The organism is Sinorhizobium kostiense, from assembly GCF_017874595.1.
In the GTDB taxonomy this organism is placed as follows: Bacteria; Pseudomonadota; Alphaproteobacteria; order Rhizobiales; family Rhizobiaceae; genus Sinorhizobium; species Sinorhizobium kostiense.
In genome coordinates this window covers 460,060-482,511 of the sequence record NZ_JAGILA010000001.1, presented here as the reverse complement: position 1 = coordinate 482,511, position 22,452 = coordinate 460,060, and the positions used below count along the sequence as shown (strand labels likewise).

General features: G+C 63.0%; 23 protein-coding genes. 16 read left to right on the top strand and 7 right to left on the bottom strand.

Annotation, left to right across the window (positions count from 1 at the left end):
- Positions 1-73 precede the first annotated feature (73 nt).
- Positions 74-508: a GFA family protein gene (locus J2Z31_RS02170; protein WP_209600235.1), complete on the bottom strand. Its 435-nt coding sequence runs from the start codon at positions 506-508 to the stop codon at positions 74-76.
- Positions 509-907: 399 nt separating this feature from the next.
- Between J2Z31_RS02170 and J2Z31_RS02165 the strand changes: the two genes are divergently transcribed.
- From J2Z31_RS02165 to J2Z31_RS02135, 7 genes are read left to right on the top strand one after another with little or no spacing between them, the layout of a single operon-like run.
- Positions 908-1,177, top strand: coding sequence for a BufA1 family periplasmic bufferin-type metallophore (locus J2Z31_RS02165; RefSeq protein WP_209600234.1), 270 nt, complete (start codon positions 908-910; stop codon positions 1,175-1,177).
- A 41-nt stretch (positions 1,178-1,218) separates the two neighbouring features.
- Positions 1,219-2,247: an MNIO family bufferin maturase gene (gene bufB, locus J2Z31_RS02160; protein WP_209600233.1), complete on the top strand. Its 1,029-nt coding sequence runs from the start codon at positions 1,219-1,221 to the stop codon at positions 2,245-2,247.
- A complete protein-coding gene (locus J2Z31_RS02155; protein WP_209600232.1) occupies positions 2,234-3,034 on the top strand; it encodes an HvfC/BufC family peptide modification chaperone in 801 nt (266 codons plus the stop codon). The genes bufB and J2Z31_RS02155 overlap by 14 nt, the downstream gene beginning before the upstream one ends.
- Positions 3,031-3,504 carry a DoxX family protein gene (locus tag J2Z31_RS02150; protein WP_209600231.1) on the top strand — a complete coding sequence of 158 codons (474 nt, stop codon included), beginning with the start codon at positions 3,031-3,033 and terminating at the stop codon, positions 3,502-3,504. The genes J2Z31_RS02155 and J2Z31_RS02150 overlap by 4 nt, the downstream gene beginning before the upstream one ends.
- 4 nt (positions 3,505-3,508) lie before the next feature.
- Positions 3,509-4,792, top strand: a complete 1,284-nt coding sequence (locus tag J2Z31_RS02145; protein ID WP_209600230.1) for an NAD(P)/FAD-dependent oxidoreductase — start codon at positions 3,509-3,511, stop codon at positions 4,790-4,792.
- A 2-nt stretch (positions 4,793-4,794) separates the two neighbouring features.
- Entirely contained in the window at positions 4,795-6,708 is a 1,914-nt protein-coding gene (locus tag J2Z31_RS02140; RefSeq protein WP_209600229.1) for an adenylate/guanylate cyclase domain-containing protein, read from the top strand.
- The gene (locus J2Z31_RS02135; protein WP_209600228.1) at positions 6,644-7,021 is read left to right on the top strand and encodes a DUF3307 domain-containing protein; all 378 of its coding nucleotides are present in this window, start codon (positions 6,644-6,646) and stop codon (positions 7,019-7,021) included. The genes J2Z31_RS02140 and J2Z31_RS02135 overlap by 65 nt, the downstream gene beginning before the upstream one ends.
- A gap of 11 nt (positions 7,022-7,032) precedes the next feature.
- Here the strand turns inward: J2Z31_RS02135 and J2Z31_RS02130 are convergent, their stop codons facing one another.
- The 5 genes from J2Z31_RS02130 to J2Z31_RS02110 form a co-directional block, all read right to left on the bottom strand.
- Complete coding sequence (locus tag J2Z31_RS02130) at positions 7,033-7,404, bottom strand: YbaN family protein (protein ID WP_209600227.1); 372 nt, start codon at positions 7,402-7,404, stop codon at positions 7,033-7,035.
- Positions 7,405-7,596: 192 nt separating this feature from the next.
- Entirely contained in the window at positions 7,597-8,367 is a 771-nt protein-coding gene (locus J2Z31_RS02125) for a sugar phosphate isomerase/epimerase family protein (protein ID WP_209600226.1), read from the bottom strand.
- On the bottom strand, positions 8,364-9,374 hold the full coding sequence (locus J2Z31_RS02120; protein WP_209600225.1) for a hydroxyacid dehydrogenase: 1,011 nt from the start codon (positions 9,372-9,374) through the stop codon (positions 8,364-8,366). Before J2Z31_RS02120 ends, J2Z31_RS02125 begins: the two co-directional genes overlap by 4 nt.
- Entirely contained in the window at positions 9,371-11,224 is a 1,854-nt protein-coding gene (locus J2Z31_RS02115) for a DUF2264 domain-containing protein (protein ID WP_209600224.1), read from the bottom strand. Before J2Z31_RS02115 ends, J2Z31_RS02120 begins: the two co-directional genes overlap by 4 nt.
- Complete coding sequence (locus J2Z31_RS02110; protein ID WP_209600223.1) at positions 11,214-12,245, bottom strand: LacI family DNA-binding transcriptional regulator; 1,032 nt, start codon at positions 12,243-12,245, stop codon at positions 11,214-11,216. Before J2Z31_RS02110 ends, J2Z31_RS02115 begins: the two co-directional genes overlap by 11 nt.
- A gap of 147 nt (positions 12,246-12,392) precedes the next feature.
- Between J2Z31_RS02110 and J2Z31_RS02105 the strand changes: the two genes are divergently transcribed.
- From J2Z31_RS02105 to J2Z31_RS02080, 7 genes are all read left to right on the top strand, one after another.
- A complete protein-coding gene (locus J2Z31_RS02105) occupies positions 12,393-13,679 on the top strand; it encodes an ABC transporter substrate-binding protein (RefSeq protein WP_209600222.1) in 1,287 nt (428 codons plus the stop codon).
- Positions 13,680-13,915: 236 nt separating this feature from the next.
- Positions 13,916-14,125, top strand: coding sequence for a hypothetical protein (locus J2Z31_RS29110; RefSeq protein ID WP_234939221.1), 210 nt, complete (start codon positions 13,916-13,918; stop codon positions 14,123-14,125).
- A gap of 271 nt (positions 14,126-14,396) precedes the next feature.
- A complete protein-coding gene (locus J2Z31_RS02100; RefSeq protein WP_209600221.1) occupies positions 14,397-15,083 on the top strand; it encodes a response regulator in 687 nt (228 codons plus the stop codon).
- A 45-nt stretch (positions 15,084-15,128) separates the two neighbouring features.
- Positions 15,129-16,298, top strand: coding sequence for an FIST signal transduction protein (locus tag J2Z31_RS02095; RefSeq protein WP_209600220.1), 1,170 nt, complete (start codon positions 15,129-15,131; stop codon positions 16,296-16,298).
- Positions 16,295-18,535, top strand: a complete 2,241-nt coding sequence (locus tag J2Z31_RS02090) for a hybrid sensor histidine kinase/response regulator (RefSeq protein ID WP_209600219.1) — start codon at positions 16,295-16,297, stop codon at positions 18,533-18,535. Before J2Z31_RS02095 ends, J2Z31_RS02090 begins: the two co-directional genes overlap by 4 nt.
- 95 nt (positions 18,536-18,630) lie before the next feature.
- A complete protein-coding gene (locus tag J2Z31_RS02085; RefSeq protein ID WP_209600218.1) occupies positions 18,631-19,308 on the top strand; it encodes a hypothetical protein in 678 nt (225 codons plus the stop codon).
- On the top strand, positions 19,305-19,658 hold the full coding sequence (locus J2Z31_RS02080) for a hypothetical protein (RefSeq protein ID WP_209600217.1): 354 nt from the start codon (positions 19,305-19,307) through the stop codon (positions 19,656-19,658). Before J2Z31_RS02085 ends, J2Z31_RS02080 begins: the two co-directional genes overlap by 4 nt.
- 18 nt (positions 19,659-19,676) lie before the next feature.
- Here J2Z31_RS02080 and J2Z31_RS02075 read toward each other — a convergent pair whose 3' ends face one another.
- Complete coding sequence (locus J2Z31_RS02075; RefSeq protein ID WP_209600216.1) at positions 19,677-20,306, bottom strand: hypothetical protein; 630 nt, start codon at positions 20,304-20,306, stop codon at positions 19,677-19,679.
- Between the two features lie 171 nt (positions 20,307-20,477).
- On the opposite strand from J2Z31_RS02075, the gene J2Z31_RS02070 reads away from it, so the two are divergent.
- The gene (locus tag J2Z31_RS02070) at positions 20,478-21,605 is read left to right on the top strand and encodes an S-(hydroxymethyl)glutathione dehydrogenase/class III alcohol dehydrogenase (RefSeq protein WP_209600215.1); all 1,128 of its coding nucleotides are present in this window, start codon (positions 20,478-20,480) and stop codon (positions 21,603-21,605) included.
- A gap of 8 nt (positions 21,606-21,613) precedes the next feature.
- Positions 21,614-22,444 (top strand): S-formylglutathione hydrolase, encoded by an 831-nt coding sequence (gene fghA, locus J2Z31_RS02065; protein WP_209600214.1) that lies wholly within the window; start codon positions 21,614-21,616, stop codon positions 22,442-22,444.
- The last annotated feature ends 8 nt before the right edge of the window (positions 22,445-22,452 follow it).

Below are 22,452 nucleotides of genomic sequence, written 5' to 3'. Positions count from 1 at the left end.
TTTTCCGAAATCGGTTCCGATTTTCGGGCCGATGCAAAAGCGCCCGCCCGGTCTCTTTGGACCTTGGCGGGCGCTACTCCGCAATGAGATCTCCCGTTCCGCCGAATTCTTGCGGGAAGTCCCGCTGCTTCGGCAGGCCGTCCTTCATCGGCAAGACCGTTTCCTGATAGTTCACATGCAGCATCGGCCTGAAAGCCAGGGCAGGAATGACGGCCGCATAGACGTCCGTAAGCCCCCATCTTGGATGCTCGGTCATGAGATGCCCACCACAGGCCCGACACCACCTGCGAATGCTGTTTTCCGATTTCTGGATGCTGGCAAGATCATCGCTGCCCTTGACAATACTGACCGCGTCCATCGGCCAAAGCGAAAAGGCATTGACCGGCGCAGCCGACCATTCACGGCAGGAGCTGCAGTGACAATATCCCATGGCCGCGGGCTCGCCGCGCGTCTCGAGCTCGACCGCACCGCAGAAGCATTTGCCCTTATAACCACCGTTCCCTGCCATCGCTTCCTCCCTTCGATTTCGGCCGTCAAGGGCCACAAGGCTGCATTATACAGGTGTGGTCCTCACGGGCGACCTTGAACGAGGAAAGCCCGGCAGTTTTGGCTAGACCGGTTCCGATCGCGATCAACCGCGAGGCCGATTTTACTGCAGGGCTGCTGCAAGTCTGCGCGCCGGCATTCCTTGGTTCTTCCCTGGTTTGACGGCCTTCGCAAACGCCGGGCACCGCACTGAAAGATCTGCTGCTCCACTGCCGAGGGCTGGGTTCCGGCCAACGGATAGGCCTGGCCTATCGAAACGATGCCCGAACAGCATTTCAAAGAACGAGAGCCCTCTGCGAAGCTTCTCTCCATCAGGCCGGTAGTAGCCGGTCTGAACAACGTCAGATCCAGGAGATGTCCAATGATCAACAACCGCACGCTTATCGGTTCCGCGCTTGCCGCCATCGCTTCCCTCTCGGCCTCCACGGCATCGGCCGGGCCGGCTGCCCAGCCCGAATTCTCCTTCGAGAAATGCTACGGCATCGTGAAGGCCGGGCAGAACGACTGCCAGACCGCGACCCATTCCTGCGCGGGTACCTCGACGATGGACGACCAGGCCGATGCCTGGATCTACGTGCCCGCCGGCTCCTGCGCAAAGATCGCCGGCGGCAGCAACGCGCCGAAGGCCTGACGGCCGGCGCCTTCAGCAATACTCAAAAAGGGAGTAGACCGATGCCCAAGACGTTTCCAACCCACCCGGTGCCGTGCGCTGCGGGCATCGGCCTCCGTTCCATCCATGTTGCCGAGATGCTTTCCCGCAGGCCTTCTGCGGGTTGGCTGGAGGTGCATGCCGAGAACTATATGGGCCAGTCGGCGGCCGTCGATGCGCTCGAAAAGCTGCGGGAGATCTATCCGCTTTCGGTGCACGGCGTCGGATTGTCACTCGGCAGCGCTTGCGGCCTCGACCAGGATCATATGGAGCGGCTGCGGCTCGTCTGCGAGCGATTCCAGCCCGCCATCGTTTCGGAGCACCTTGCCTGGAGCGTGGCCGACGGTGCCTATCTGAATGATCTCCTGCCGTTGCGCTACGACGAGGAAGCAGTAGCCGTCGTCTCCCGCAACATTGAGCGGCTGCAGGAAACGCTGAAGCGGCGGGTCTATATCGAGAACCTGTCCGCCTATTTGTCCTTTGCGGGCTCGAATATGAGCGAAGCAGAGTTCCTCGGCGAGCTCGTGCGCCGTACCGGCTGTGGATTGCTGCTCGATGTCAACAACGTTTATGTTTCGGCGAACAATCTCGACTTCGACGCCGCGGCCTTCATCGATGCCTTGCCGGCCGAAGCGGTGGGCGAAATTCATCTCGCCGGCCACGCGGTCAACGAGGCGGACGGCGATGTCATCCTCATCGACGACCACGGATCGCGCGTGCCGCCGGCGGTGTGGTCGCTCTATGCTCATGCCATCCGCAAGATCGGCCCCCGGCCGACCCTGATCGAATGGGATACGGATGTGCCGCCGCTCGACGTGCTCTTGGGCGAGGCCATGTGGGCGGACTTGCTCTTGAGCCGCGTCGCCTTCGACGCCCTGCCGGATGAGGTGAGAGCTGGGCCGGACAGCCGCTTCTCGGCGATGACCCTACCTCGCCGTGACGACGCATCGGGCATCCGCTTCCCGGCTCTTGCCGCGATCGCAGCCGTGCGGGCTGCCTGCCGCGGCCGCGCCGCCGAAAACTGCGGGAGGGCTCGCCATGTCCTCCATTGAAACCATGCAGAGCATCATTGCGAGAGCAGTGCTTGCGGCCGAGCCCGCCGATGTGCTGCCGCTGCTGGCGCGGGGTCGGTTCGACCCCGCAAGACGGCTCAACATCTATCGCAACAATACGCGCTCCTCATTGACCGCAACCCTGAAGGCCGTGTTCCCGGTAACAGTGCGGCTCATCGATGACCGTTATTTCAACTACGTCGCGCACTGCTTCATCCGAACCAATCCACCGAAGGAGCCGCGGCTGTCGCGCTACGGGGCAGATTTTCCGGCCTTCCTCACTGGTTTCGAGGGAACCGCCGCAATGCCCTTCGTCTCCGAGACGGCGCGGCTGGAGTGGCTGATCGCCGACGCGCTCGACGCGCCGCTGCAGCGGCCATGCCGGCTCATCGAGCTCTATGATGGCCTTTCGAGTGGTTCGATCGGCCTAACGCTGCAGCCGTCGCTGCGGCTTCTCCTCTGCCGCTGGCCTGCCCTGAGCATATGGGCGGCGCACCAGCCCGGGGCGGATCCCGACCGGCTCGGCGAGCTGCGGCGCGAGCCGGAGCGGATCGCGCTCTGGCGACACGGCGAAACCATCCGCTTCATGCGACTCGACGCTGCGAATTTCGCCTTCTGGCGCGCGCTTGTGCGCGGATCAGGGCTGGAGACGGCGGTTTACCGCGCCTGCCGCCATGCACCGGCATTCGATATCGCCCGCGCGCTCACTGGTCTTTTCCTCGGCGAGCTCGTGACCGGCATCCACTGTTCGACGACGTTTTCCAGAGAGGAGGAGAGAGTGTCATGACGACGATACGTATCACCCGGGCCGGCGGCTCCAGATCGATTCTCAAGCTCCACGATATCCTCGTGGAGCGGGCGTCGTCGCTACCTCTGTCGCTCGTGCAGCTCACTGCCCGCATCGCCGTGGCCGAGGTGTTCTGGCAATCCGCTCAGACAAAGCTCGCCTCATGGCCGGTAACGCTGCAGCTCTTCGCCTTCGAATACCGCCTGCCGCTGATCGATCCGGGTCTGGCGGCGATAATGGCGACGGCGGTGGAACTGTCGGGTGCCGTGATGCTGGCCTTCGGCGTGCTCTCGCGGCTGGCCTCGCTGATGCTGCTCGGCGTCGTCGCCACCATCCAGCTCTTCGTCTACCCCGGCCATTGGGCCGAGCACCTGATGTGGGCGAGCCTGCTGCTGCTCATCTTGTCGCGTGGCCCCGGATATTTTTCGGTCGACCATCTCGTCGCGCGACGCATTCGTGTCGGAGGCTGAAATCATGGGCGCGAAGCGGGATCACCGTGGCGGCCGCGAGCGCCGGCCGCACGTCGTCATTCTCGGCGCCGGTTTCGGCGGTCTGAACGCGGCTATGTCGCTTCGCCGCGCGCCGGTCGATATCACCGTGGTCGACCGGCGCAATTATCACCTTTTCCAGCCTTTGCTCTATCAGGTGGCAACCGCAGGGCTCTCCCCGGCGCAAATCGCGATGCCGATCCGCCGCATTCTTTCACGCCAGTCGAATGCGACGGTGCTGATGGACAAGGTCGAGGGGGTCGATACGAGAGCAAGATGTGTCGTCACTGCCAGCCGGCGCATCACCTATGACTATCTCATCATCGCGACGGGCGCGCGGCACACCTATTTCGGCAATGACGACTGGGCGGAGCATGCGCCCGGCCTCAAGAGCGTTGCCGACGCGACGACGATCCGGGCACGCATACTCTCCGCCTTCGAACGGGCCGAGGTGACCGATGATCCCGTTTTGCGTGAGCGGCTGCTGACATTCGTCGTAATCGGCGGCGGGCCGACGGGCGTCGAGCTTGCCGGAGCGATCGCCGAGCTTGCTCGTAAGACGGTGGTCCGCGATTTCCGGCACATCGATTCCTCCACTGCCCGCGTCCTGCTGGTAGAGGCGGGGACCCGCATCTTGCCGACGATGCCGCCCTGCCTTTCGAAAAAGGCCCAGAGACAACTTGAAAGTCTAGGGGTCGAAGTCGCACTCGGCAATGCCGTCGCCGGCTGTGACGTTGGCGGCGTGCGGCTTGCCGATGCGACCGAAATCAGCTCCTCCTGCATTCTCTGGGCCGCGGGCGTCATGGCTTCCCGCGCCGCCATGTGGATCGATGCTCCGGCGGACCGCGTCGGGCGGGTTGTGGTCGACGAGCGCCTAAACCCGCCCGGGCGCGGCGAGATTTTCGTGGTCGGCGACACGGCTTCGGTAAGCGATGGTGCCGGACAGCCGGTTCCCGGCGTGGCGCCGGCGGCCAAGCAGATGGGTCGCTACGCGGCAAGCGCGATCCTCGACGACCTGGCCGGTCGGCAAACTGCGCCCTTCCGTTATCGAGACTACGGCAATCTCGCGACCATCGGCCGCAAGGCAGCCGTGGCCGATTTCGGCAAGGCGCGGCTCTCTGGGTATCCGGCATGGCTCGTCTGGAATTTCGCCCATCTCTGGTTCCTCGTCGGTTTTCGCAACCGGCTCGTCGTCTTTCTCGACTGGGCGGTCGCCTATCTCCGCAACGACCGCGCCGCCCGCCTGATTACCGGCCAACATGAGTGCTAACGATGTATCGACCCAAACTCGCGCAGGTCGTCGTCGTTCTGCTGCTGCTCGCCGTGCTCTCCACCGCCGCGCTGATCCATCTCATCTGGCAGCGCGCGGCCAGCGAGAATATCGAGGAGATCGTCGCGAGTCTCGACGCCCAGACGGCGGGGTCCGTGAGGAACGACCTGTCGCGGACGCTGGCGCTCGTGTCGAGCACGGCCGAAATCGTCCGCTCCATCTTCTTCCAGCGCGCAATCAGCGCCAATGACGAGGTCAAGCGCGAGTTCCTGTTCCTCTCGCTGCTGCGCGAACAGCCGGCGATCGCCTGGATCGGCTTCGGCTTTGCGGATGGGCGTTTTTTCGGCTCGCATGCGACCGCCGACGGCCGCATCGAAATGGTGGAAATCGGTGCCGCCGAACCCGGAGAACTTCGTCCTCTGCGGCGCGACCTCTACCGACTGATACCGGGCGACATCTTCTTCGAAGAGCGTATCAGAGCGGAGAGCGCATATGTGGCGCTCGGTTCGCCGTGGTTTCGGATGAGCAAGGAAAGCGGAGACGCGGTCTGGACGGTCACCAATGTCCTGCCGAACGGGTTCGAGCCGGCCATCGTGCTGTCGAAACGCGTGGAGACCTTCGGAAAGTTTACCGGCGTGGTGATGGTGGCCGTCAGCCTGCGGCGCCTGTCCGAGGCGTTGCAGGCACTCAACATTCCAGCATCGAGCAAAGCCTTCGTTCTTGACGAGCGCGGGCGGGTGCTTGCGACATCGCAACCATCCGACGGCGTGATGGCTGCTGATTTCGTCGATTTCCCCGCTTCCGATTCCGTTACTGCGGCTGCGGCTGCGGCGGTGGCCAACGGAGGCGACACGTTTCGCGAAGTGGCGCCAAGTGCTGCCCTGGGGCCGGTCTTCGTGTCCTCGTCGAAGCTGCCATTCCAGAATTGGCGGCTCGTCACGGCCACGCCAAGGTCCACCTTCGCGAGCCGCATCGACGAGAATATCAGGCGCATCGCCATTATCGTGCTTGCCATGGTGGGTCTGGCGGCCGCAACAGCCGTCGGCTTTGCCAATTTTCTTTTCGCCCGGCCGCTCGCCCGGCTGGCAGAGCAATTGCGCGCAGTCGAGCGCTTCTCGCTGGAGGGCGTCCGGCACCACCCGACCTTGCTGGCCGAGCTCGACGACTTCTCCCAGGCGTTGAAGCGCATGGCGGTCGGGCTTTCGGCCTTCGCCCGATATATGCCGATCGACGTCGTGCGGCCGCTGGTCGAAGGCAGCATCGAGCCGAAGCCCGGCGGCGAACTCTGCGAGGTAACGGTGATGTTTGCCGATCTGCCCGGCTTCACCGAGTTGACGGAGAGGCTCGGAGCGGGTGTCGAGCCGCATCTGACGCGGTTCCTGACGACTGCCGTCGCCGCGATCCACGCCGAGGGGGGCACCATCGACAAATTCATCGGGGATGCGGTCATGGCGCTCTGGAACGCGCCGGGCAAGCAGGCGGATCATGCCGCCCGCGCCTGCCGCGCGGCCATGGCCATCCGGGCTGCAATGCATGAGGTCCCGCCAAGCACAGTCGGTGAGGATGCGATCCGCGTGCGTATCGGCATCAACAGCGGCAAGGCACTGATCGGCAACTTCGGCTCGGCCGAACGGCTGAGTTACACCGCGATCGGCGATACGGTCAATCTCGCGAGCCGGCTGGTGAATGTGGCCAAGGAGAGCGGTGTCGAGATCGTACTCAGCGACGCGACGATGCGGGAGCTCGGGGGAAAACCACAGACGCGTTCGCTGGGGCTTGCGACGGTTCGCGGCAAGGCCAGGCCCGTCGGCGTGCATACGATCGACCGGTCGGGCGCATCGGGAGGAAGCGATGGAAATGGCGGTCACGACCGTGGCGATGCTCGCTTGCATGCAGCTCAAGCATTTTGTCGTTGACTATGTGCTGCAGCCTGCCTGGATCCTGCGCGGCAAGGCAGATTTCCGCATGATCGGCGGCTACGTTCACGCCGGCGGCCATGCGCTCGGAACCGTTCCGGCACTCATGCTCGCCGGCGGCGGCGCGCAGCGGATCGCCATTCTCGTGCTGGCGGAGTTCGTCGTCCATTATCTCATCGATTACGCAAAAGCCCTGGTGTCGCGCCACTGCCGCGCCGATGCGACGACGCGCGCCTATTGGGCAATGCATGGCGCCGATCAATTGATGCACCAGCTGACCTATGCGGTGCTGATATTGGCCGCACTGCCTTGAGGGGCTCCTCCTCAGGATGGTTCCGGCCGCGAGACGATGAACACGCCGGCGGCGACCATGATCATGGCAACGATCGCTGCGGCCGGCATGGAGGGTTCCACGCGAAGCCAGAAGAACAGGAAGCCCAGACCCATCAGGGCTACTGCGGCAAGCTTGGCCCGCCATGATATTGCGCCCGCTTCGCGCCAGTCCCGGAGCGGTCGCCCGAACATCGGGTGATCGGTGAGCCATCGTTCGAGACGGGGGGAAGAGCGGGAAAACAGCCATGCCGCCAGCAGCAGAAAGGGGGTCGTCGGCAAGAGCGGGAGAAAGATACCGGCGAGGCCGAGTCCGACCATCGCCCAGCCGAGGCCGAGAAGAACAAGGCGCAGGGAAAAGTTCATCTGCCTTCTCCTCGGGTGAGAATCAATAACATCCCGCACACCCGTCTGGCAGGCCAGAGGGAGTTGTTGGCCGCATCATTTCGCTCATCAGCGGCAATGGCCTGACCACACGACCCGTGTCGAGATAAGGCGCTGTTCGCGCGGAAACAAGAGCTAGATGTGGAGCCTCAACATCTAGGCTGGCGGTGGTATTCAGCCCGCCAGGATTTCCCTCAAGGTTGCGGCGTCCTCAAGAAACGCCGCCGGGTCGTCATTTGCCACGAATTCCAGCATGGCAAAGCGCCGTTCGCTCCAGCGCGAAGGGGGCATGGCGGCGAGAACCGTCCGCCAATAGTCGGCCGCCGCAGCCAGCGGGAGGCGATTGCGATCGGCGTCCCAGGCGAAGACATGGACATGGGAGACGTGCGGGCCTACCTCGGCGACCTCGGCGAGTGCTTCTTCGAGCGGAAGTCCGGGCCGCGGCTGCCAGTAGAGATAGACATTATCGTGGGAAATGGCGTCGATCAGCCGGCATGCCGACTGGGTCGTGTCGGTCAGGGATTGCGGGTGATATTCCAGCGATACGCTTATCCCGTGCCGCGCCGCCTCTGCGCCCATCTCGCGGATCGAATCCGCCGCGGCACGTCTCTCGTCCGCGCCATACTCCTCGGAATCGCGCCCGCGCGTTCCGGGCCAGATGCGGATATTGGCTGCGCCGAGCGCTACCGCACTGTCGAGAGCGCGCAGGAAGGCGGAGATATCGTCCGTCGGCGGGGCGACATAGGAGCCGTATGACGTCGCGAGTCCAGCTTGCCCGCACAGATTTCCGGCTTTTCGGGCAATCGTGATCTCGTCGGGCGGAACATGAGCATCGCCTGCCCATTCGATTGCCGCGAGCCCGGCCTTCTCGGCCAGTTCGACGATAGCCCCGATAGGCAATCCACGAAACGTGACGGAGCAGAGCCCGGGTTCAAAGGTGCTCATGCCATGCGCTCCAACTCATTCTTACGGATCACGAAGAGGAGCGGCCGGCCCTCGACGAAGCGAGCGATTTCCTCCACCGCCATTTCGCCAAGGCGGGTCCGCTCAAGCCCGATGGCGCCGGCGATGTGCGGGGTCAGGAACAGGTTGGGAAGGTCATAAAGCGGCGAGTCTTTCTGCGGGACTTCCGGATCGGTGACGTCGATTATCGCGTGGATCGCGCCCGCTTTGAGCCTGTCGATGAGCGCGGCCTCGTCGATCAGTGCGCCGCGCGCCGTATTGATGAGCGTTGCACCATGCTTCATCAGGGAGAGCCGTCGCGCATCGATCATGTGCCGCGTCTCCGGCAGAGAGGGCGCATGCAGCGACACGATATCGGAATACGCCATCAGGTCATCGAGGTCGACCTTCTCGACCTTCAACGCGCACGCGGCGCCTTCGCTCACAAGCGGGTCGAAAAGCAGCAGCCGGTAATCGAACGGGCGCAGCAGTTCGATCACCCGTCGCCCGATTCGCGAGGCGCCGACAATGCCGACGGTGCGCTGATAATTACCAATCGGCTGCCCGAGCAGGCGCTCGCTGCGCGTGCGTCCTTTGTCGGCGGCATAGAGCTCGCGGAAGCGGAACACCTGCTTGCCGGCGAAGATGATTGCAGCCAGCGTGAACTCGGCGACGGGTACGGCGTTTGCCGCTGCCGCATGGCTGACGGTCACTCCGGCGTCGAACACACAATCGTCGACGATGCCTTTGACGGTGCCCGCCGCATGCATGACGAAACGCAGCCGAGGCGCTGCCGCAAGCGCTGCCGCGTCGATCAATGGCGCCCCCCAGCCCGTCACCAGGATTTCGGCTTCCGCCAGCAGCCGTTTGGACCGCTCGTCGTCGAAGCGGGTCATCGGCTCTTCATCGAGGATCCGTGCGGTCTCGCCCAGCTGCCGCAGGACCTCCGGCGTGAACACGTGCTGCGTCCGATCGGTTCGCATCGCAAAGGCAATTGCGGGGCGGGTCATGGCAGTCGCCCCGGCGCTTTGATGGCGCTGACCGTTTTGCTCTGCTCAGCGAGCGCGTCGAGTTCGGCGATATCCGGCGCGGCCGGGGCGGAGGGCCAGAGGCTCGGGACGGCACCGGTGTCCCGGATCGCGATCACCGCACAGGCGAGAATGGACTGCCCTGTCGGGAGTGTGGCCCGCAATTGCGGCACCAGCGTCTTTGCGACGATCAGGTTGGTATTTGGCGGCGCCTTCTGCACGAGGCCGTCGCGCGGAACCGTGGAAGCGAGGTCGCGGATACCGCTGAAGTCCTCCGCGCCCATCGCATAGGCCGACCCCCGTGCGGCGACGAGCGTGTCGGCCTCCATGTCTCGTCTTGGAATCGCAAAACCGCCTTCGGCAGTGAATAGGGGCCGTGACGTGGTGATCCGGTGCACCCGGACATGCCAGGGCGAAGAAGGTACGAGCCAGGTTTCGACGACGACGTCCGGCCAGGGGAACCATCTGGAGAACAGCACATTGCCGGCAAGCCGCGCCTCCTCATTGGTCTCACGCACCCGATAGTGGATGGCGTCATCGCTGAAGGCGACCATGGAATCGAAGGCGCCGCCGGCAAAGGCGCGCTCGTCGCTCTCGACGCTGAAGCCGTAGCGGGTCGAATAGGCGAATTTCGCGTATTTCTCCGAGCCGAAGCGCATTTGCCGGTTTTCCTGGCCGGAGACGAGCGCCACCACATCGCCTTTGCAGGGCATCATCACCATGCCCGGATGGCGCTGCACCACGGTTTGATCAAGTGGGGCAACTGGTCTTTCCGGGCTCGCCCAGAACGGATGCTCCTCTCCGACGGCAAGCGGCAGGAAAGCCTTGAACGCCCAATAGGGCGACCCGCCCGAATTGTAGTTTTCTGACATCAGGAGGTTCGGATAGCCGTAACCGATCGACAGCACGCCGTCGCGATGCGTCATCGGCTTGTCCGCCCACCATCGCAAGTGACGTAGGCACAAGCCCTTGATCTCGCCCCAGGGCAATGCTTCGAGGTCGGCAAAAGCGAGCGCCGACCAGAAGCCGGCGCAGGCGAAGCGATAGGTGAGACTACGGCCGAAGGGCAGGGTTGCGCCGTCCTCGGCGAACCAGTGGCGAAAATCCTCGGCAAAGAGAAGAGCCCGCTCGCGGTAGCGCCTCGCATGCTCGTCCTCGACGAGGCGCGAGTAGATCAGCCCGTAGAAATGCATCGCGAAAGGGATGTAGTGGTCGATGCGCCGGAAATTGCCGTCGCGATACCAGCCGTCGGCGATGTAGAAGCCATCGAGTTCTTCGAGGTACTGCTCGGTCGGGCTGCGGTCGTAGGCGACCCCAAGGCGGTCGAGCGCGATATCGACAAGGATGCGGAAGAACTTCCAGTTGTTTTCGGCATAGTCGAACTGGCGAACATGGAGGAGATAGGCGACGAGATTGTCGCGCGCACGGGGGCTCAATGGGTCCCATAGCTTTTCCGGTAGCAGGGCAAGCGCAAAGCCCAGCGCCGCTAGCTCGACCATGCGCTGGTCGCGCCCGTGAATGGTCCCCCAATATTCCGGATGGTCCGGATCGGTACCATTGGCGATGCCCTCGGCATAGCGATCCCAATGAGCGAAGTGCCCACCGCCGGCAGCAAAGGGCGCGAGCCCCCAGAGCGGCCGAGCAAATCCTTCAAGATCGGCGGCGGACCGGTCGAAATGCGCGGCGGCGGCATCGAGCCGAACCCGGGCATTGCCGGTTGAAAAATATGGCAACAGCGGATCGAAGAGACCGAGCAGGGCGCGCTGCATGTCGGCGCGCGTTTCGAGCGGATTGCCGGCAAGCGGGTTGGCACCGGCAGGATCATAGGTCATGCGTGCCCTCCTCGAGCGTACCGCCGGGGATTGGAATGACGGCGTGCGAAACCTGCCGGGCCGGCGCGTCCGGATTTCGGAAGCGGAACTGCATCATGGCGACCGCCTCGCGGCCGAGCGCCACGCGGTCGACGCGCATCGTCGCCAGACGCGGGTTTGCCATCTCGGCGCAGGGGAGGTCGTCGAAGCCGACGATCGCGAAATCCTCCGGGATGCGCCGGCCAGCCTCCGTGACCGCTTCAAGTACTCCGACCGCAACGAAGTCGTTCATGCAGAAGGCGGCCGTGAATCCCGCGTCCTCGGCGATTGCAGCAAGCGTCGCCTCATGTGCCTCGATGCTGGCATTTGTCGCGAAAGGCAGGTGGATCACGCGAGCCTCGCCGCCGGCCGAGGCGACGGCCGCTTCGAAACCGCGGATGCGCTCGCGAATCGTTTGCCGATGCGATCCGGTGAGATGCAGGATGCGTCGGTGACCGGCGTCGATCAGCCGCCGTGTCGCGGCATAGGCGCCGAAGAAATTCGAGGGGGAGACGCCGTCGAAGCGAAGCTCAGGGTCGGTGCCGTTGACAAGGATCACGGGCGTGCGGCTTTCCGAGAGCCAGGCGCTGAGTACTTCGCTCGGGTCGATCCCGACCAGGAATAGCCCGCGTGCGCCGATTGACTCCATGTGCTCGCGCACGGCATCCGGCGTCGCCTTGGCTTCGCGCACGAGGCGGATGTCGAACGGCATGCCCTTCGCGGCTGCCTCGGAGCGTAATCCCTCGACGATTCCCTCATAGAAAACGCTCAAGCCTCCCGTTACGCCATGGCTGGCGATCAGGGCAAGCGTCCCCGGAGCACTCCTCGGAGCCGCCTTGAGCGGGTAGCCGAGCTCGCCGGCCACCTTGAGGATCTGCCGCCGGACGTCGTCGCTGATGCCCGGCTCGTTGGCGAGGACGCGCGATACGGTGGAAACCGAAACGCCGGCGCGGGCGGCGATGTCGGCTTGGCGGAATCGTTTCGAAGGTGGCGTCTCGATCATGGCCGCAATCGTTATGCAAATCGTGCAAATTTGCAACTAAAAACGAAATCTTGCATAAAACGAGTTTTTGCATATTCTCTTTGCGGAAATTCGGCATTAGCGGCGCTGAGGAGAGCGCAAGGCCGGCTAACGAGAGGGAGGAAAGGCATGCTCATCAATCGACGCACATTCATGCTCGGCTCGGCAGCAGGCATCGCGCTTGGCGCCACCGGCTCGTCCGTGACCCTTGCCGCAGAAGGCGTTGAATTGCGCGCCATGTGGTGGGGGTCGAACGATCGCGCGAAGCGGACATTGAGCGTTGCCAAGCTCTTCGAGGAAAAGAACCCGGGCATGTCGATCGTCGGCGAGAGCATCAGCGGCGACGGCTATTGGACGAAGCTCGCGACGCAGATGGCGGGTCGCGCCATCGCCGACGTCTTTCAACTCGAGCCCAGTACTATCTCGGATTATTCCAAGCGCGGCGCCTGCCTGCCGCTCGATCCGTTCGTTTCGTCGGCGCTCGAGATCGATTCCTTCGGCAAGGACGTGCTGAAGCTGACGACGGTGGACGGCAAGCTTTGGGGTATCGGACTCGGCCTCAACTCCTTCGCGCTCTTCTATGACGCCGACGCTTTCGAGAAGGCCGGGATCACGCCACCGGGTGTCGACACGACCTGGTCGGACTATGCCGACATCGCGATCGAAATGACAAAGGCCGCCGGCAAGCGGAACGTCTGGGGCGGGCCCTACGGCGCGCGCTATGCCTATGTCTTCGATGCCTGGCTCCGTCAACGCGGCAGCAGCCTCTACACCGAAAGCGGGCTAGGTTTCGGCGTAGGCGAAGCCAAGGAATGGTATGCCTATTGGGAGGATCTGCGCAAGCGCGGCGGCACTGTCGGCCCCGACATCCAGACGCTCGACCAGAACACCATCGACACAAACTGCCTGGCGCTCGGCCATTCGGCGATCGGCATGGCCTATTCGAACCAGATGATTGGTTACCAGCAGATCATAAAAAACAAGATCGGCATCGGCATGTTGCCGCGCGCCGAAAAAGGCGGCCCCTCGGGTCACTACTACCGTCCGGCCCTGATCTGGAGCATCGGCGCGACCACCAATCATGGCGAAGAAGCGGCGAGGTTCATCAATTTCTTCGTCAACGACGTGGAGGCCGGCAAGATCCTCGGCGTCGAGCGCGGCGTGCCGCTGTCGCCGAAGGTGCGCGAAGCCATCCTGCCGTCGCTCAATTCGACCGAAGCGGAAACGGTCAAGTACATAAACGCGCTCAAGGACCAGGTGGGCAGCTATCCGGCTCCGGCCCCGCTCGGCTCGACCGAGTTCGACCAGCGTGTCCTGCGCCCGATCGCCGACCAACTTGCCTTCGAGCGGATTTCGGTCGCGGAGGCGGCGGAACAGCTGGTGACCCAAGGGAAGGCAACGGTCCGCGCCGGCTAGCATCTTTCAACCCGGTGGAGTCACTCGCACGATTACGGCCTCACGACCGCGCAAGAGGCAGCAACATCCATCAACTGGCGAACGGCCGAGACGCCTCTTGGCCGATTGCTTGTTTTCAGCGCCGGTTACGGGAGATCCCCTGTGTGGCGAATGCCCAGTTTTGGCAATCGCGTGTCTGTTTGTTCGATTGACGCTTTATTAGCGATTGCGTAACTTTCCCCCAGGGGGGAAGTGAGATGGGGATTGTTACGCTTGTACTGACCGTATGCCTCGTGTCGGCACCGGAAAAGTGTCGAGAGGAGATCGTGCAACTTCAAGGAGCGGGCTCCTTGACCCAATGCATGCACCAATCCCTCTTTTACGTCGCTGAGTGGTCGGAGCATCATCCGGCTCTTCGCGTCAAAAAGTGGCGGTGCAAACCTGCGGAGATCGACCGACTCATCTGAGTGCCTCGCCTCGTTGCAGAGCTTCATTCTGGCACTGATGGGGTAGCAACCACTTACCTCGGCAATGGCGCGCAGGCAAAAACGTCCATTCGTTCAACTGCTCAGGCCGAGTCCTGCACTCGGGCAATTGCCTCACCCGGAAAACTGTGCGACATAATGCCTCGCGCCGTGCTGGGGAGAGCATGGCGGCTTTGGGAGCAGAGATATTGTCCGGTGAAGTTGGAGTTTGAGGCTGCTCCCTTGACTGGAAAATGCTCTTGGGAGGAGAGCCATGCCGCAGGCGTCGTCCGTCCATTCGGTTTCGATCAAGTCGGCGCTGGTGATCGATGATCATCCGCTCTATTGCGACGCGCTGGTCGCGACGATGGAAAGCGCTTTCAATACGCGTCGAATCCGAACCGCGACTTCGCTGGCCGAGGCGCTGCAGCAATTGCGGATGCGATTTTCACCCGATCTGATCATGCTTGACCTGAACCTGCCCGATGCGTCCGGTCTGAGCGGTTTTTTGAAGATCAAGGAGCGGATGCCGGATATTCCGGTGATCGTGATCTCGGCGATTACCTCCAACGACATTGTCCAGTCGGTGATTGCCGCCGGTGCCGCGGGGTTTATCCCCAAGGACATCGGTCGCCAGAGTTTCCACGAAGCGATGCAGGAGATCTGGCATGGCAAGACCTATGTACCACCAGGCTACACGATGCCATCCCGAGCCCCGGTCGCCGATCGGTCGGTCGAGACGATCTCGCGCAAGATCGCCCATTTGTCGCAGCAGCAGACCCGTATCCTGGGGCTGATTTGCGAGGGCATGCCGAACAAGCTGATCGCCTATGAGATGCAATTGGCCGAGGCGACCGTCAAAGCCCACATCACGGCGCTTCTGCGCCGGCTGGGCGTTCGAAATCGCACGCAGGCGGCGCTGCTGGTGCGCGAAGTCTCCATCCGCCACAGCCTTCAATGAGGCCGTTGGCACAGGGCTCCGGGTGCAGGTGGAGGATGGCGGCGCATGACGGCTGTCGAAGATCTTGACCGCATCCCTGCGGAGGCAGTGCGACTCGCCGCTTCGCGTGCCGACGAAGCGGCCGTTGCCGTTTCGGAGATCCGCCGTCAACTCGCCTCGGCGAGGCCGAGCTTCATCCTTCTGTTCGTGCCGCACAGGCTGCAAACCGACGAGCTCGCCAACGCCCTCAGAAGATCAATGCCGGATTCGGTCGTCTTCGGCTGCACGACGGCCGGCCAAATCACGCCGCGGGGATACGAAGACGACGCATTGCTCGCGATCGCCTTCGAGCGGCATCACTTCCGTGTGGCGTCAATTCTGTTCAAGCCGATCTCGCCGGTTTCGATCGCCGAGGTCGTATCGCAAACCGAGCGGCTCGTCTCGCAGTTTCCCGCAACGCCCGGCCGAAAGCGCCTTGCTTTGATTTTTGCCGACGGACTGTCCAAACAGGAGGACATCCTGATGTCGGCGCTCGAGACCGGTCTGAAGGATATTCCGGTATTTGGCGGCTCGGCTGGCGACGGAATGCGGTTCGAGCGCACGCAGGTGCTGCGCAATGGCGAGTTCCACAGCAATGCAGCGCTTCTTCTTCTGCTAGAAACAGATCTGGCCTTCGCTGGCCTCGGCTTCGACCATTTCCAGCCCACGGACAAACGCATGGTGGTGACCCGGGCGATCCCGGAGGAGCGGCTGGTTCTGGAAATCAATGGCTCACCGGCGGCACAGGAATACGCCCGTCTCGTAAAGGTGCCGGTAGCTGAGTTGTCGCCGACGATTTTCGCCGAGAACCCCGTGCTGGTGCGCAATGGCAATCTCTATCATGTGCGGGCGATCCAGCAGATTCACGGCGAACATGGCCTCACCTTTCATTCTGCGATCGACGACGGTCTGCTTTTGCGGCTCGGTCGCGGCAAGGAAATCATCCGCACGCTCGAGGCAGGCCTCGCCGTCACCGACGACGGCGGTGAAGCGCCCGATTTCATCCTTGGGTTCGACTGTTATCTGCGCAAGCTCGAGATCGCCCGCAAGGGTTTGGACGGGCAGGCGTCCGAGCAGTTTCGCCGGCGGCGGGTCGTCGGCTTCAGCACTTATGGCGAGCAGCACCTTGGCGTGCATGTGAACCAGACCTTTGTCGGCGTCGCCTTTTTCCGGCCAAAAGGAGGGGCGCCTCTGTGATCGACCCGAACGAGCCCCACGAGATTCAGATTGCCAAGCAGGCCAAGATCATCGAGGCCCTGATCAACCGGGCCGAGCGCGCTCACGAAGTCGGCGGCTCGGCCTATTCGCTTTTCGAATCGGCGATCGCCCTGCAGGGCAAGGTCTGGGAAAAGACCAAGGATCTGGAAAGGGCCCTCGACACGCTCGGGCGGGCGTCGAGCGAGCTCGAGATTGCCTACCAGACGCAGGAGCGCATCCAGAGAAACCTTGCCGACGCCATGGTGGCCATGGAGGGCGGCTTCGCGCTTTTCTCCGAGGACCGCCTGCAGGTGTGCAACGCCCAGTTCCGTGAGTTGCTTCCTGATATCGAGCCGCTGATCAGACCGGGACTGGAGTTCGACGACTATCTCGCGGCCGTGAACACCAGCAAATATCTGAACCCTGACGAGAACGGCGTCATCGGCCGCACTCAACTGCTGATGCCGGGGAGGCCGGGGCGGCGCTTTTCATCCTTCGTGATGGTGCTCAGGAACGACCGCTGGTTCCAGTTTTCCTGCCGGCTGACCAGTTCCGGCAACATAGCCGTGCTGCAGACCGAAGTGACCGACATCGTGCGGGAGAACCGGCGCGAGAAGAACCGCCTGATCGACCAGCAGGCGCATTTTCTGCAGGCCGCTTTCGATCACATGTCGCTCGGCATCTGCACGTTTTCCTCCCGCAGCGAATTATTGATTCACAACGAGCGATTCGGCGAGCTTCTCGGCGTGCCGCTTCCGCTTCTCAAAAAAGGCACGCGCTTCCAGCGCATTGTCGAACATGTCGAGCGTCACGAGATTCTCGACCGCAAGGATCGCCGGTCCGATTTCGCCGGCTGGTTCAGGGCAATTCGCCGGAATGAAACGGTGCAGGAACGCTTCAGGCGGCGCGATGGAATAAGCCTCGACATCCGCATCCGCTCCCTGCCTGATGACGGATTCATCGTATCGGTCATGGACGTGACGGCGGAAACTCAAGCGGCGGCGCTGCTGGAACAACGGGTACAGGAGCGGACCGCCGAACTGATGGAGGCGAATCGACTCCTCCAGATCCACGCCGATGAGCAGCGAAAGATCGAGGCCGCGCTTCGACAGGCCAAGGAAGCGGCCGAGGCCGCGCACACCTCAAAGACCCGCTTCCTGGCTGCGGCCAGCCACGACCTTCTTCAGCCGATCAACGCCGCCAAGCTTTATCTCTCGATGTTGACGGAGCGGGTGGGCGAGCCAGCGGCAAACGAGGTGGTCAGCAGACTAAACCGTTCCTTCACCTCGATTGAATCGCTCCTGCAGGCGCTTCTCGACATTTCGCGCCTCGATAGTTCAGGCGCGGAGTTCAACATCACCTCTTTCGATCTTGGAAGCCTGCTTCAGGGAGTAGCCGAGGATCTGGCACCCCTGGCGACGGAAAAAGGGATAGATCTGCGTATCGTTCCCTCGACGCGCTGGGTGACCAGCGACAAGCGCTACCTGATGCGCTGCATTCAAAACCTGGTGGTGAACGCCATTCAATATACGGAGCGCGGCCGGGTTCTGGTGGGCTGCCGGCTCAGCCGCAATCGCGTTCGGATCGAAGTCTGGGATACCGGTATCGGCATTTCGCAGGAGGACCAGACGCGGATCTTCAACGAGTTCACCCGGGCGGGCGGTGCGGGAAAAAGCACCGGCATGGGCCTTGGCCTGTCGATCGTCGAGCGCGCCTGCCGGCACCTCGATCATCCCGTCCGTCTGATATCGCAGCCTGGTCGTGGCTCAGTGTTTTCGGTCGAAGTGCCGATGGCCGTCCCAGGCCATGCCAGCGCCTGCGAGAATCCGGTAATGGAACCGATTGCGGATGGCGGTCTCGATCTCATTGTCATGCTCGTCGAGAACGATGCCGACGAGCTCGATGCGATGACGCAGATTCTCGAGAGCTGGGGAGCAAGCGTGCTGGCGGCGAGTTCGACCGCCGAGGCGGCGGCGCTCATGCAGGAAATAGGCACGGCGCCGGACATTCTACTGGCCGATTATCAGCTGGACAGCGGCGACAATGGCATAGAAACGATCCGCACGCTGCGTGCCCTGGCGGGAGCGGAAATCCCCGCCGTCATCATCTCCGCCAACCGGCAACGGGATTTCGTGCGGCTCGGCGACGAGATGTCGTTCGCCGTGCTTGCCAAGCCGGTGCAACCAGTGCGGCTGCGGGCGCTCATCGACTGGAAGACCCGCGCGCGTGTGGCGTGAGGCAAACACAGACAAAGGTCTCCGGTGAACTTGCCGAAGCCTCTGCTAAGCTCAGGACAAGAGCCCGAAACGCGCCGCGGAAGGGGAGGTCTGAGATGCGTGTTCTGCTTATGGCCGTTCTGCTCCTGCTTGGAAGTGGCCAGGCACCGGTGACGGCAGCCGGAACCTATGAGCTTCTCTTTCCCTCGACGGCGTTGAAGGGGCTCGAGGCGGTCGCGGCTGGCCGTGAGTCCGGCCAAAACACGCTCGTCTACGACAGGCTTGTTTCCGGGGCCGCCGAAAGCCAGATGGATGGGAGGTTCAGCATCGGCCTCAAGGTTAAGCCCGACGACAAAGTCACCATGGCACTCTACCAGGGGACGCGGTCCCGCGGCCTTGGTGAGTATCCGGCTTCGGTCGGCAATCCGGTCATCATGTTTTTCCTGGAAAGCGTGCTTGCAGATATTGCCGCTCAATCGGGCGGCAGCCCCTTTTATATGCGAAACCGTATCAAGGAGGCCCTGCTCAAGGATGGGCAGGTCGTGTCCGTGGAACGTCAATACGAGAACCGCGATGTCGCGGCGCGGGAGGTGACGATCCGGCCCTTCTTGAAAGACAAGGCGCGCGAGCGGATGGGGCGGTTTTCCGAACTCGCGATCACCGTCACGGTCTCGGAAGAGATTCCCGGCTGGTACTATTCGCTGGTCGCCACCGTGCCTGCTGCCGTCGGCGCGTCAAAGATCGGCTATTCCCACGCGATCACTTTGGACGGGAAAGGGGAGGGCAGGCGATGATGCGGGTCGCCTTCAGTGCATTGGCGCTCGCCGCTTCTATCGCGCCGGCCGGTGGCCAGAACATGTCTCCGCGTTTGAACGATTATCCGACCGAAGCCCGGGCAGACTACGTGTTCGGTTGCATGGCGACCAACGGGCAGAGCCGGGCGGTGCTGAGCCGATGCGCGTGTTCGATCGATGTGATCGCTTCCATCCTGCCCTACGACAAATATGTCCAGGCTGAAACGGTGCTGTCGCTTCAGCAGGTGGGCGGGGAGCAGACGGCCATGTTCAAGTCGGCAGTCGTGCCACGCACCATGGTGGCCGAACTGAGGCGCGCCCAGGCCGAGGCCGAGATGCTGTGCTTTTGAACTTGTGGGAGCGAAGCCCTACTGCGTGTCCTTGTCGGGCATGTGCTTGAGCAGGATCTGGCCGATCGCATAGAGCCGCTTTTCCAAGAGAACCGGCGTTTCGCAGACATAGGTGAGCGCCTGCGCGCGATCGCGGTAGATGCGCTCGTCCCAGTCGATCTGTTCTTCAAGCTTGTCGATCCGGTCGTAATCCGGGTCCTTTTCTCCCTCAAGCCTTGCCATTTCGGTCCGGCTGCCCTCGATCCGGGACGAGAGCGCGATCTGCTTGCGGGAATAACGGGCAATCCCTGCGATCAGCCGCTTTCGGGTATCAGCGATGTTGTCGAATACGGCAAGGAAGATATTGCCGAGCAACTGACCGTCCACCGGCGCACTTTTCTCGACGAAGTCCCGGACATGGAGCTCAGCTTCTTCCAGCGAGACCCGGCGGAGCGACAGCGTCGCCGCGAGATCCCGGGCAGCAGGGGTGAGCTGAGCGCCGGTTATCGGCGCCGGCCAGATCAGGCTTGCCGAGAGGTTCTCGACCTTGCGCTGAATGCACGGCCACTCGGGATCGGAAAAGTCCGCCGCGCCGCCAATGCCTGGAGCTTGCGTCAGCCAGAGCATCAGACCGAGCGCCGCACCAAACCCGTGACGGGCGGCTTTCATTCGTCTCGCCTCCATCTTCGAACGAGCGTTAGTATAGGCTGACCAAAAGAAAAGCCAAAGGTCGCGATTTACACACTAAGGTCGCAATTGTCTTTGGGCCTTGGCGCGTCTGTAATCTCGGTACAAGGCCCACAAGGCGACCCCTAGATAAAAGAATACCGGAGGCAATCCATGCGCACACGCGCTGCTCTGGCTGTCGAAGCCGGAAAACCCCTTGTCGTGACCGAAGTCGACCTAGAAGGTCCGCGGGCCGGCGAGGTGCTGGTCGAGGTGAAGGCGACCGGCATCTGCCACACCGACGACTTCACCCTCTCCGGCGCCGATCCGGAAGGGCTGTTTCCGGCCATCCTCGGCCATGAGGGAGCTGGCATCGTCGTCGACGTCGGTCCTGGCGTCACGAGCGTGAAGAAAGGCGATCACGTCATCCCGCTCTATACGCCGGAATGCCGCGCCTGCCCCTCCTGCCTCTCGCGCAAGACCAACCTCTGCACCGCCATCCGCGCCACGCAAGGCCAGGGCCTGATGCCGGACGGCACCTCGCGCTTTTCGATGGGCGGCGAGAAGCTGCACCACTACATGGGCTGCTCGACCTTTGCGAACTTTACCGTCTTGCCGGAGATCGCCGTCGCCAAGGTCAACCCGGACGCCCCCTTCGACAAGATCTGCTACATCGGCTGCGGGGTGACCACCGGCATCGGCGCGGTGATCAACACGGCACGAGTGGAGATCGGCGCGACGGCGATCGTCTTCGGTCTCGGCGGCATCGGCCTCAACGTCATCCAGGGGCTTCGCCTTGCCGGCGCCGACATGATCATCGGCGTCGATTTGAACAACGACAAGAAGCCCTGGGGCGAGAAGTTCGGCATGACCCACTTCGTCAATCCGACCGAGGTCGGCGACGACATCGTGCCCTATCTCGTCAACCTGACGAAGCGCGGCGCCGACCAGATCGGCGGCGCCGACTACACCTTCGACTGCACCGGCAACGTCAAGGTGATGCGCCAGGCGCTCGAAGCATCGCATCGCGGCTGGGGCAAGTCGGTGATCATCGGCGTCGCCGGCGCCGGCCAGGAGATATCGACGCGGCCGTTCCAGCTCGTCACCGGCCGCACCTGGATGGGCACCGCCTTCGGCGGCGCGCGCGGCCGCACCGACGTGCCGAAGATCGTCGACTGGTACATGGAGGGCAAGATCGAGATCGATCCGATGATCACCCACACGATGCCGCTCGACGACATCAACAAGGGCTTCGAACTGATGCATTCCGGCGAAAGCATCCGCAGCGTCGTCGTCTACTGAGAGCCAAAATGGAACTCGTCTCGCAAAACCAATGCTTTGGTGGAACGCAGTCGGTCTTTAGGCACGTGTCCGAGGTCTGCAGCGTGGAGATGACCCTCGGCCTCTACATGCCGCCACAGGCGGGGGCGCGTCGGGTCCCGCTGCTCTGGTATCTCTCGGGACTCACCTGCACCCATGAGAACGCCATGATCAAGGCGGGTATGCAGCGATACGCGGCCGAACACGGGCTGGCTCTGGTCTTTCCCGATACGTCACCGCGCGGGGAGGGGGTCGCAGACGATCAGGCCTACGATCTCGGCCAGGGCGCGGGGTTTTACGTCAATGCGACACAGCAGCCCTGGGCGCGGCACTACCGCATGTACGATTACATCGTGACGGAACTGCCCAGCCTTTTGCTCGATAGATTGCCGTTAAACGGCGTCAACGGCATCACCGGGCACTCGATGGGCGGCCATGGAGCATTGACGATCGCCTTTCGCAATCCCGGCCTGTTCCGATCCGTTTCGGCCTTCGCGCCGATCGTCAACCCGACCCGGTCCGACTGGGGCCGCAAACAGTTCTCCGCCTATCTCGGTGACGACGAGGCCAATTGGGGCGATTACGACGCCTGCCTGCTTCTAAGCGAGCTCGGCTGGCAGGGCGACATCCTGATCGACCAGGGTGCGGCGGACCAGTTCCTGGAGCAGTTGCAGCCCGAGGCAATGGCGCGGCTCATGGCGGAACGCCGGCAACCCGGCATGCTGCGGATGCAGGCGGGTTACGATCATAGCTACTACTTCGTGGCGAGCTTTGGCGAAGACCACGTGCGCTGGCATGCAGAGCGGCTGAACGCCGTGTAAGGGAGAGG

Excerpts from the sequence above, each read along its gene's own strand:
- J2Z31_RS02170 (WP_209600235.1), bottom strand. The coding sequence starts at position 508 with ATGGCAGGGAACGGTGGTTATAAGGGCAAATGCTTCTGCGGTGCGGTC.
- J2Z31_RS02165 (WP_209600234.1), top strand. The coding sequence starts at position 908 with ATGATCAACAACCGCACGCTTATCGGTTCCGCGCTTGCCGCCATCGCT.
- bufB (WP_209600233.1), top strand. The coding sequence starts at position 1,219 with ATGCCCAAGACGTTTCCAACCCACCCGGTGCCGTGCGCTGCGGGCATC.
- J2Z31_RS02155 (WP_209600232.1), top strand. The coding sequence starts at position 2,234 with ATGTCCTCCATTGAAACCATGCAGAGCATCATTGCGAGAGCAGTGCTT.
- J2Z31_RS02150 (WP_209600231.1), top strand. The coding sequence starts at position 3,031 with ATGACGACGATACGTATCACCCGGGCCGGCGGCTCCAGATCGATTCTC.
- J2Z31_RS02145 (WP_209600230.1), top strand. The coding sequence starts at position 3,509 with ATGGGCGCGAAGCGGGATCACCGTGGCGGCCGCGAGCGCCGGCCGCAC.
- J2Z31_RS02140 (WP_209600229.1), top strand. The coding sequence starts at position 4,795 with ATGTATCGACCCAAACTCGCGCAGGTCGTCGTCGTTCTGCTGCTGCTC.
- J2Z31_RS02135 (WP_209600228.1), top strand. The coding sequence starts at position 6,644 with ATGGAAATGGCGGTCACGACCGTGGCGATGCTCGCTTGCATGCAGCTC.
- J2Z31_RS02130 (WP_209600227.1), bottom strand. The coding sequence starts at position 7,404 with ATGAACTTTTCCCTGCGCCTTGTTCTTCTCGGCCTCGGCTGGGCGATG.
- J2Z31_RS02125 (WP_209600226.1), bottom strand. The coding sequence starts at position 8,367 with ATGAGCACCTTTGAACCCGGGCTCTGCTCCGTCACGTTTCGTGGATTG.
- J2Z31_RS02120 (WP_209600225.1), bottom strand. The coding sequence starts at position 9,374 with ATGACCCGCCCCGCAATTGCCTTTGCGATGCGAACCGATCGGACGCAG.
- J2Z31_RS02115 (WP_209600224.1), bottom strand. The coding sequence starts at position 11,224 with ATGACCTATGATCCTGCCGGTGCCAACCCGCTTGCCGGCAATCCGCTC.
- J2Z31_RS02110 (WP_209600223.1), bottom strand. The coding sequence starts at position 12,245 with ATGATCGAGACGCCACCTTCGAAACGATTCCGCCAAGCCGACATCGCC.
- J2Z31_RS02105 (WP_209600222.1), top strand. The coding sequence starts at position 12,393 with ATGCTCATCAATCGACGCACATTCATGCTCGGCTCGGCAGCAGGCATC.
- J2Z31_RS29110 (WP_234939221.1), top strand. The coding sequence starts at position 13,916 with ATGGGGATTGTTACGCTTGTACTGACCGTATGCCTCGTGTCGGCACCG.
- J2Z31_RS02100 (WP_209600221.1), top strand. The coding sequence starts at position 14,397 with ATGCCGCAGGCGTCGTCCGTCCATTCGGTTTCGATCAAGTCGGCGCTG.
- J2Z31_RS02095 (WP_209600220.1), top strand. The coding sequence starts at position 15,129 with ATGACGGCTGTCGAAGATCTTGACCGCATCCCTGCGGAGGCAGTGCGA.
- J2Z31_RS02085 (WP_209600218.1), top strand. The coding sequence starts at position 18,631 with ATGCGTGTTCTGCTTATGGCCGTTCTGCTCCTGCTTGGAAGTGGCCAG.
- J2Z31_RS02080 (WP_209600217.1), top strand. The coding sequence starts at position 19,305 with ATGATGCGGGTCGCCTTCAGTGCATTGGCGCTCGCCGCTTCTATCGCG.
- J2Z31_RS02075 (WP_209600216.1), bottom strand. The coding sequence starts at position 20,306 with ATGAAAGCCGCCCGTCACGGGTTTGGTGCGGCGCTCGGTCTGATGCTC.
- J2Z31_RS02070 (WP_209600215.1), top strand. The coding sequence starts at position 20,478 with ATGCGCACACGCGCTGCTCTGGCTGTCGAAGCCGGAAAACCCCTTGTC.
- fghA (WP_209600214.1), top strand. The coding sequence starts at position 21,614 with ATGGAACTCGTCTCGCAAAACCAATGCTTTGGTGGAACGCAGTCGGTC.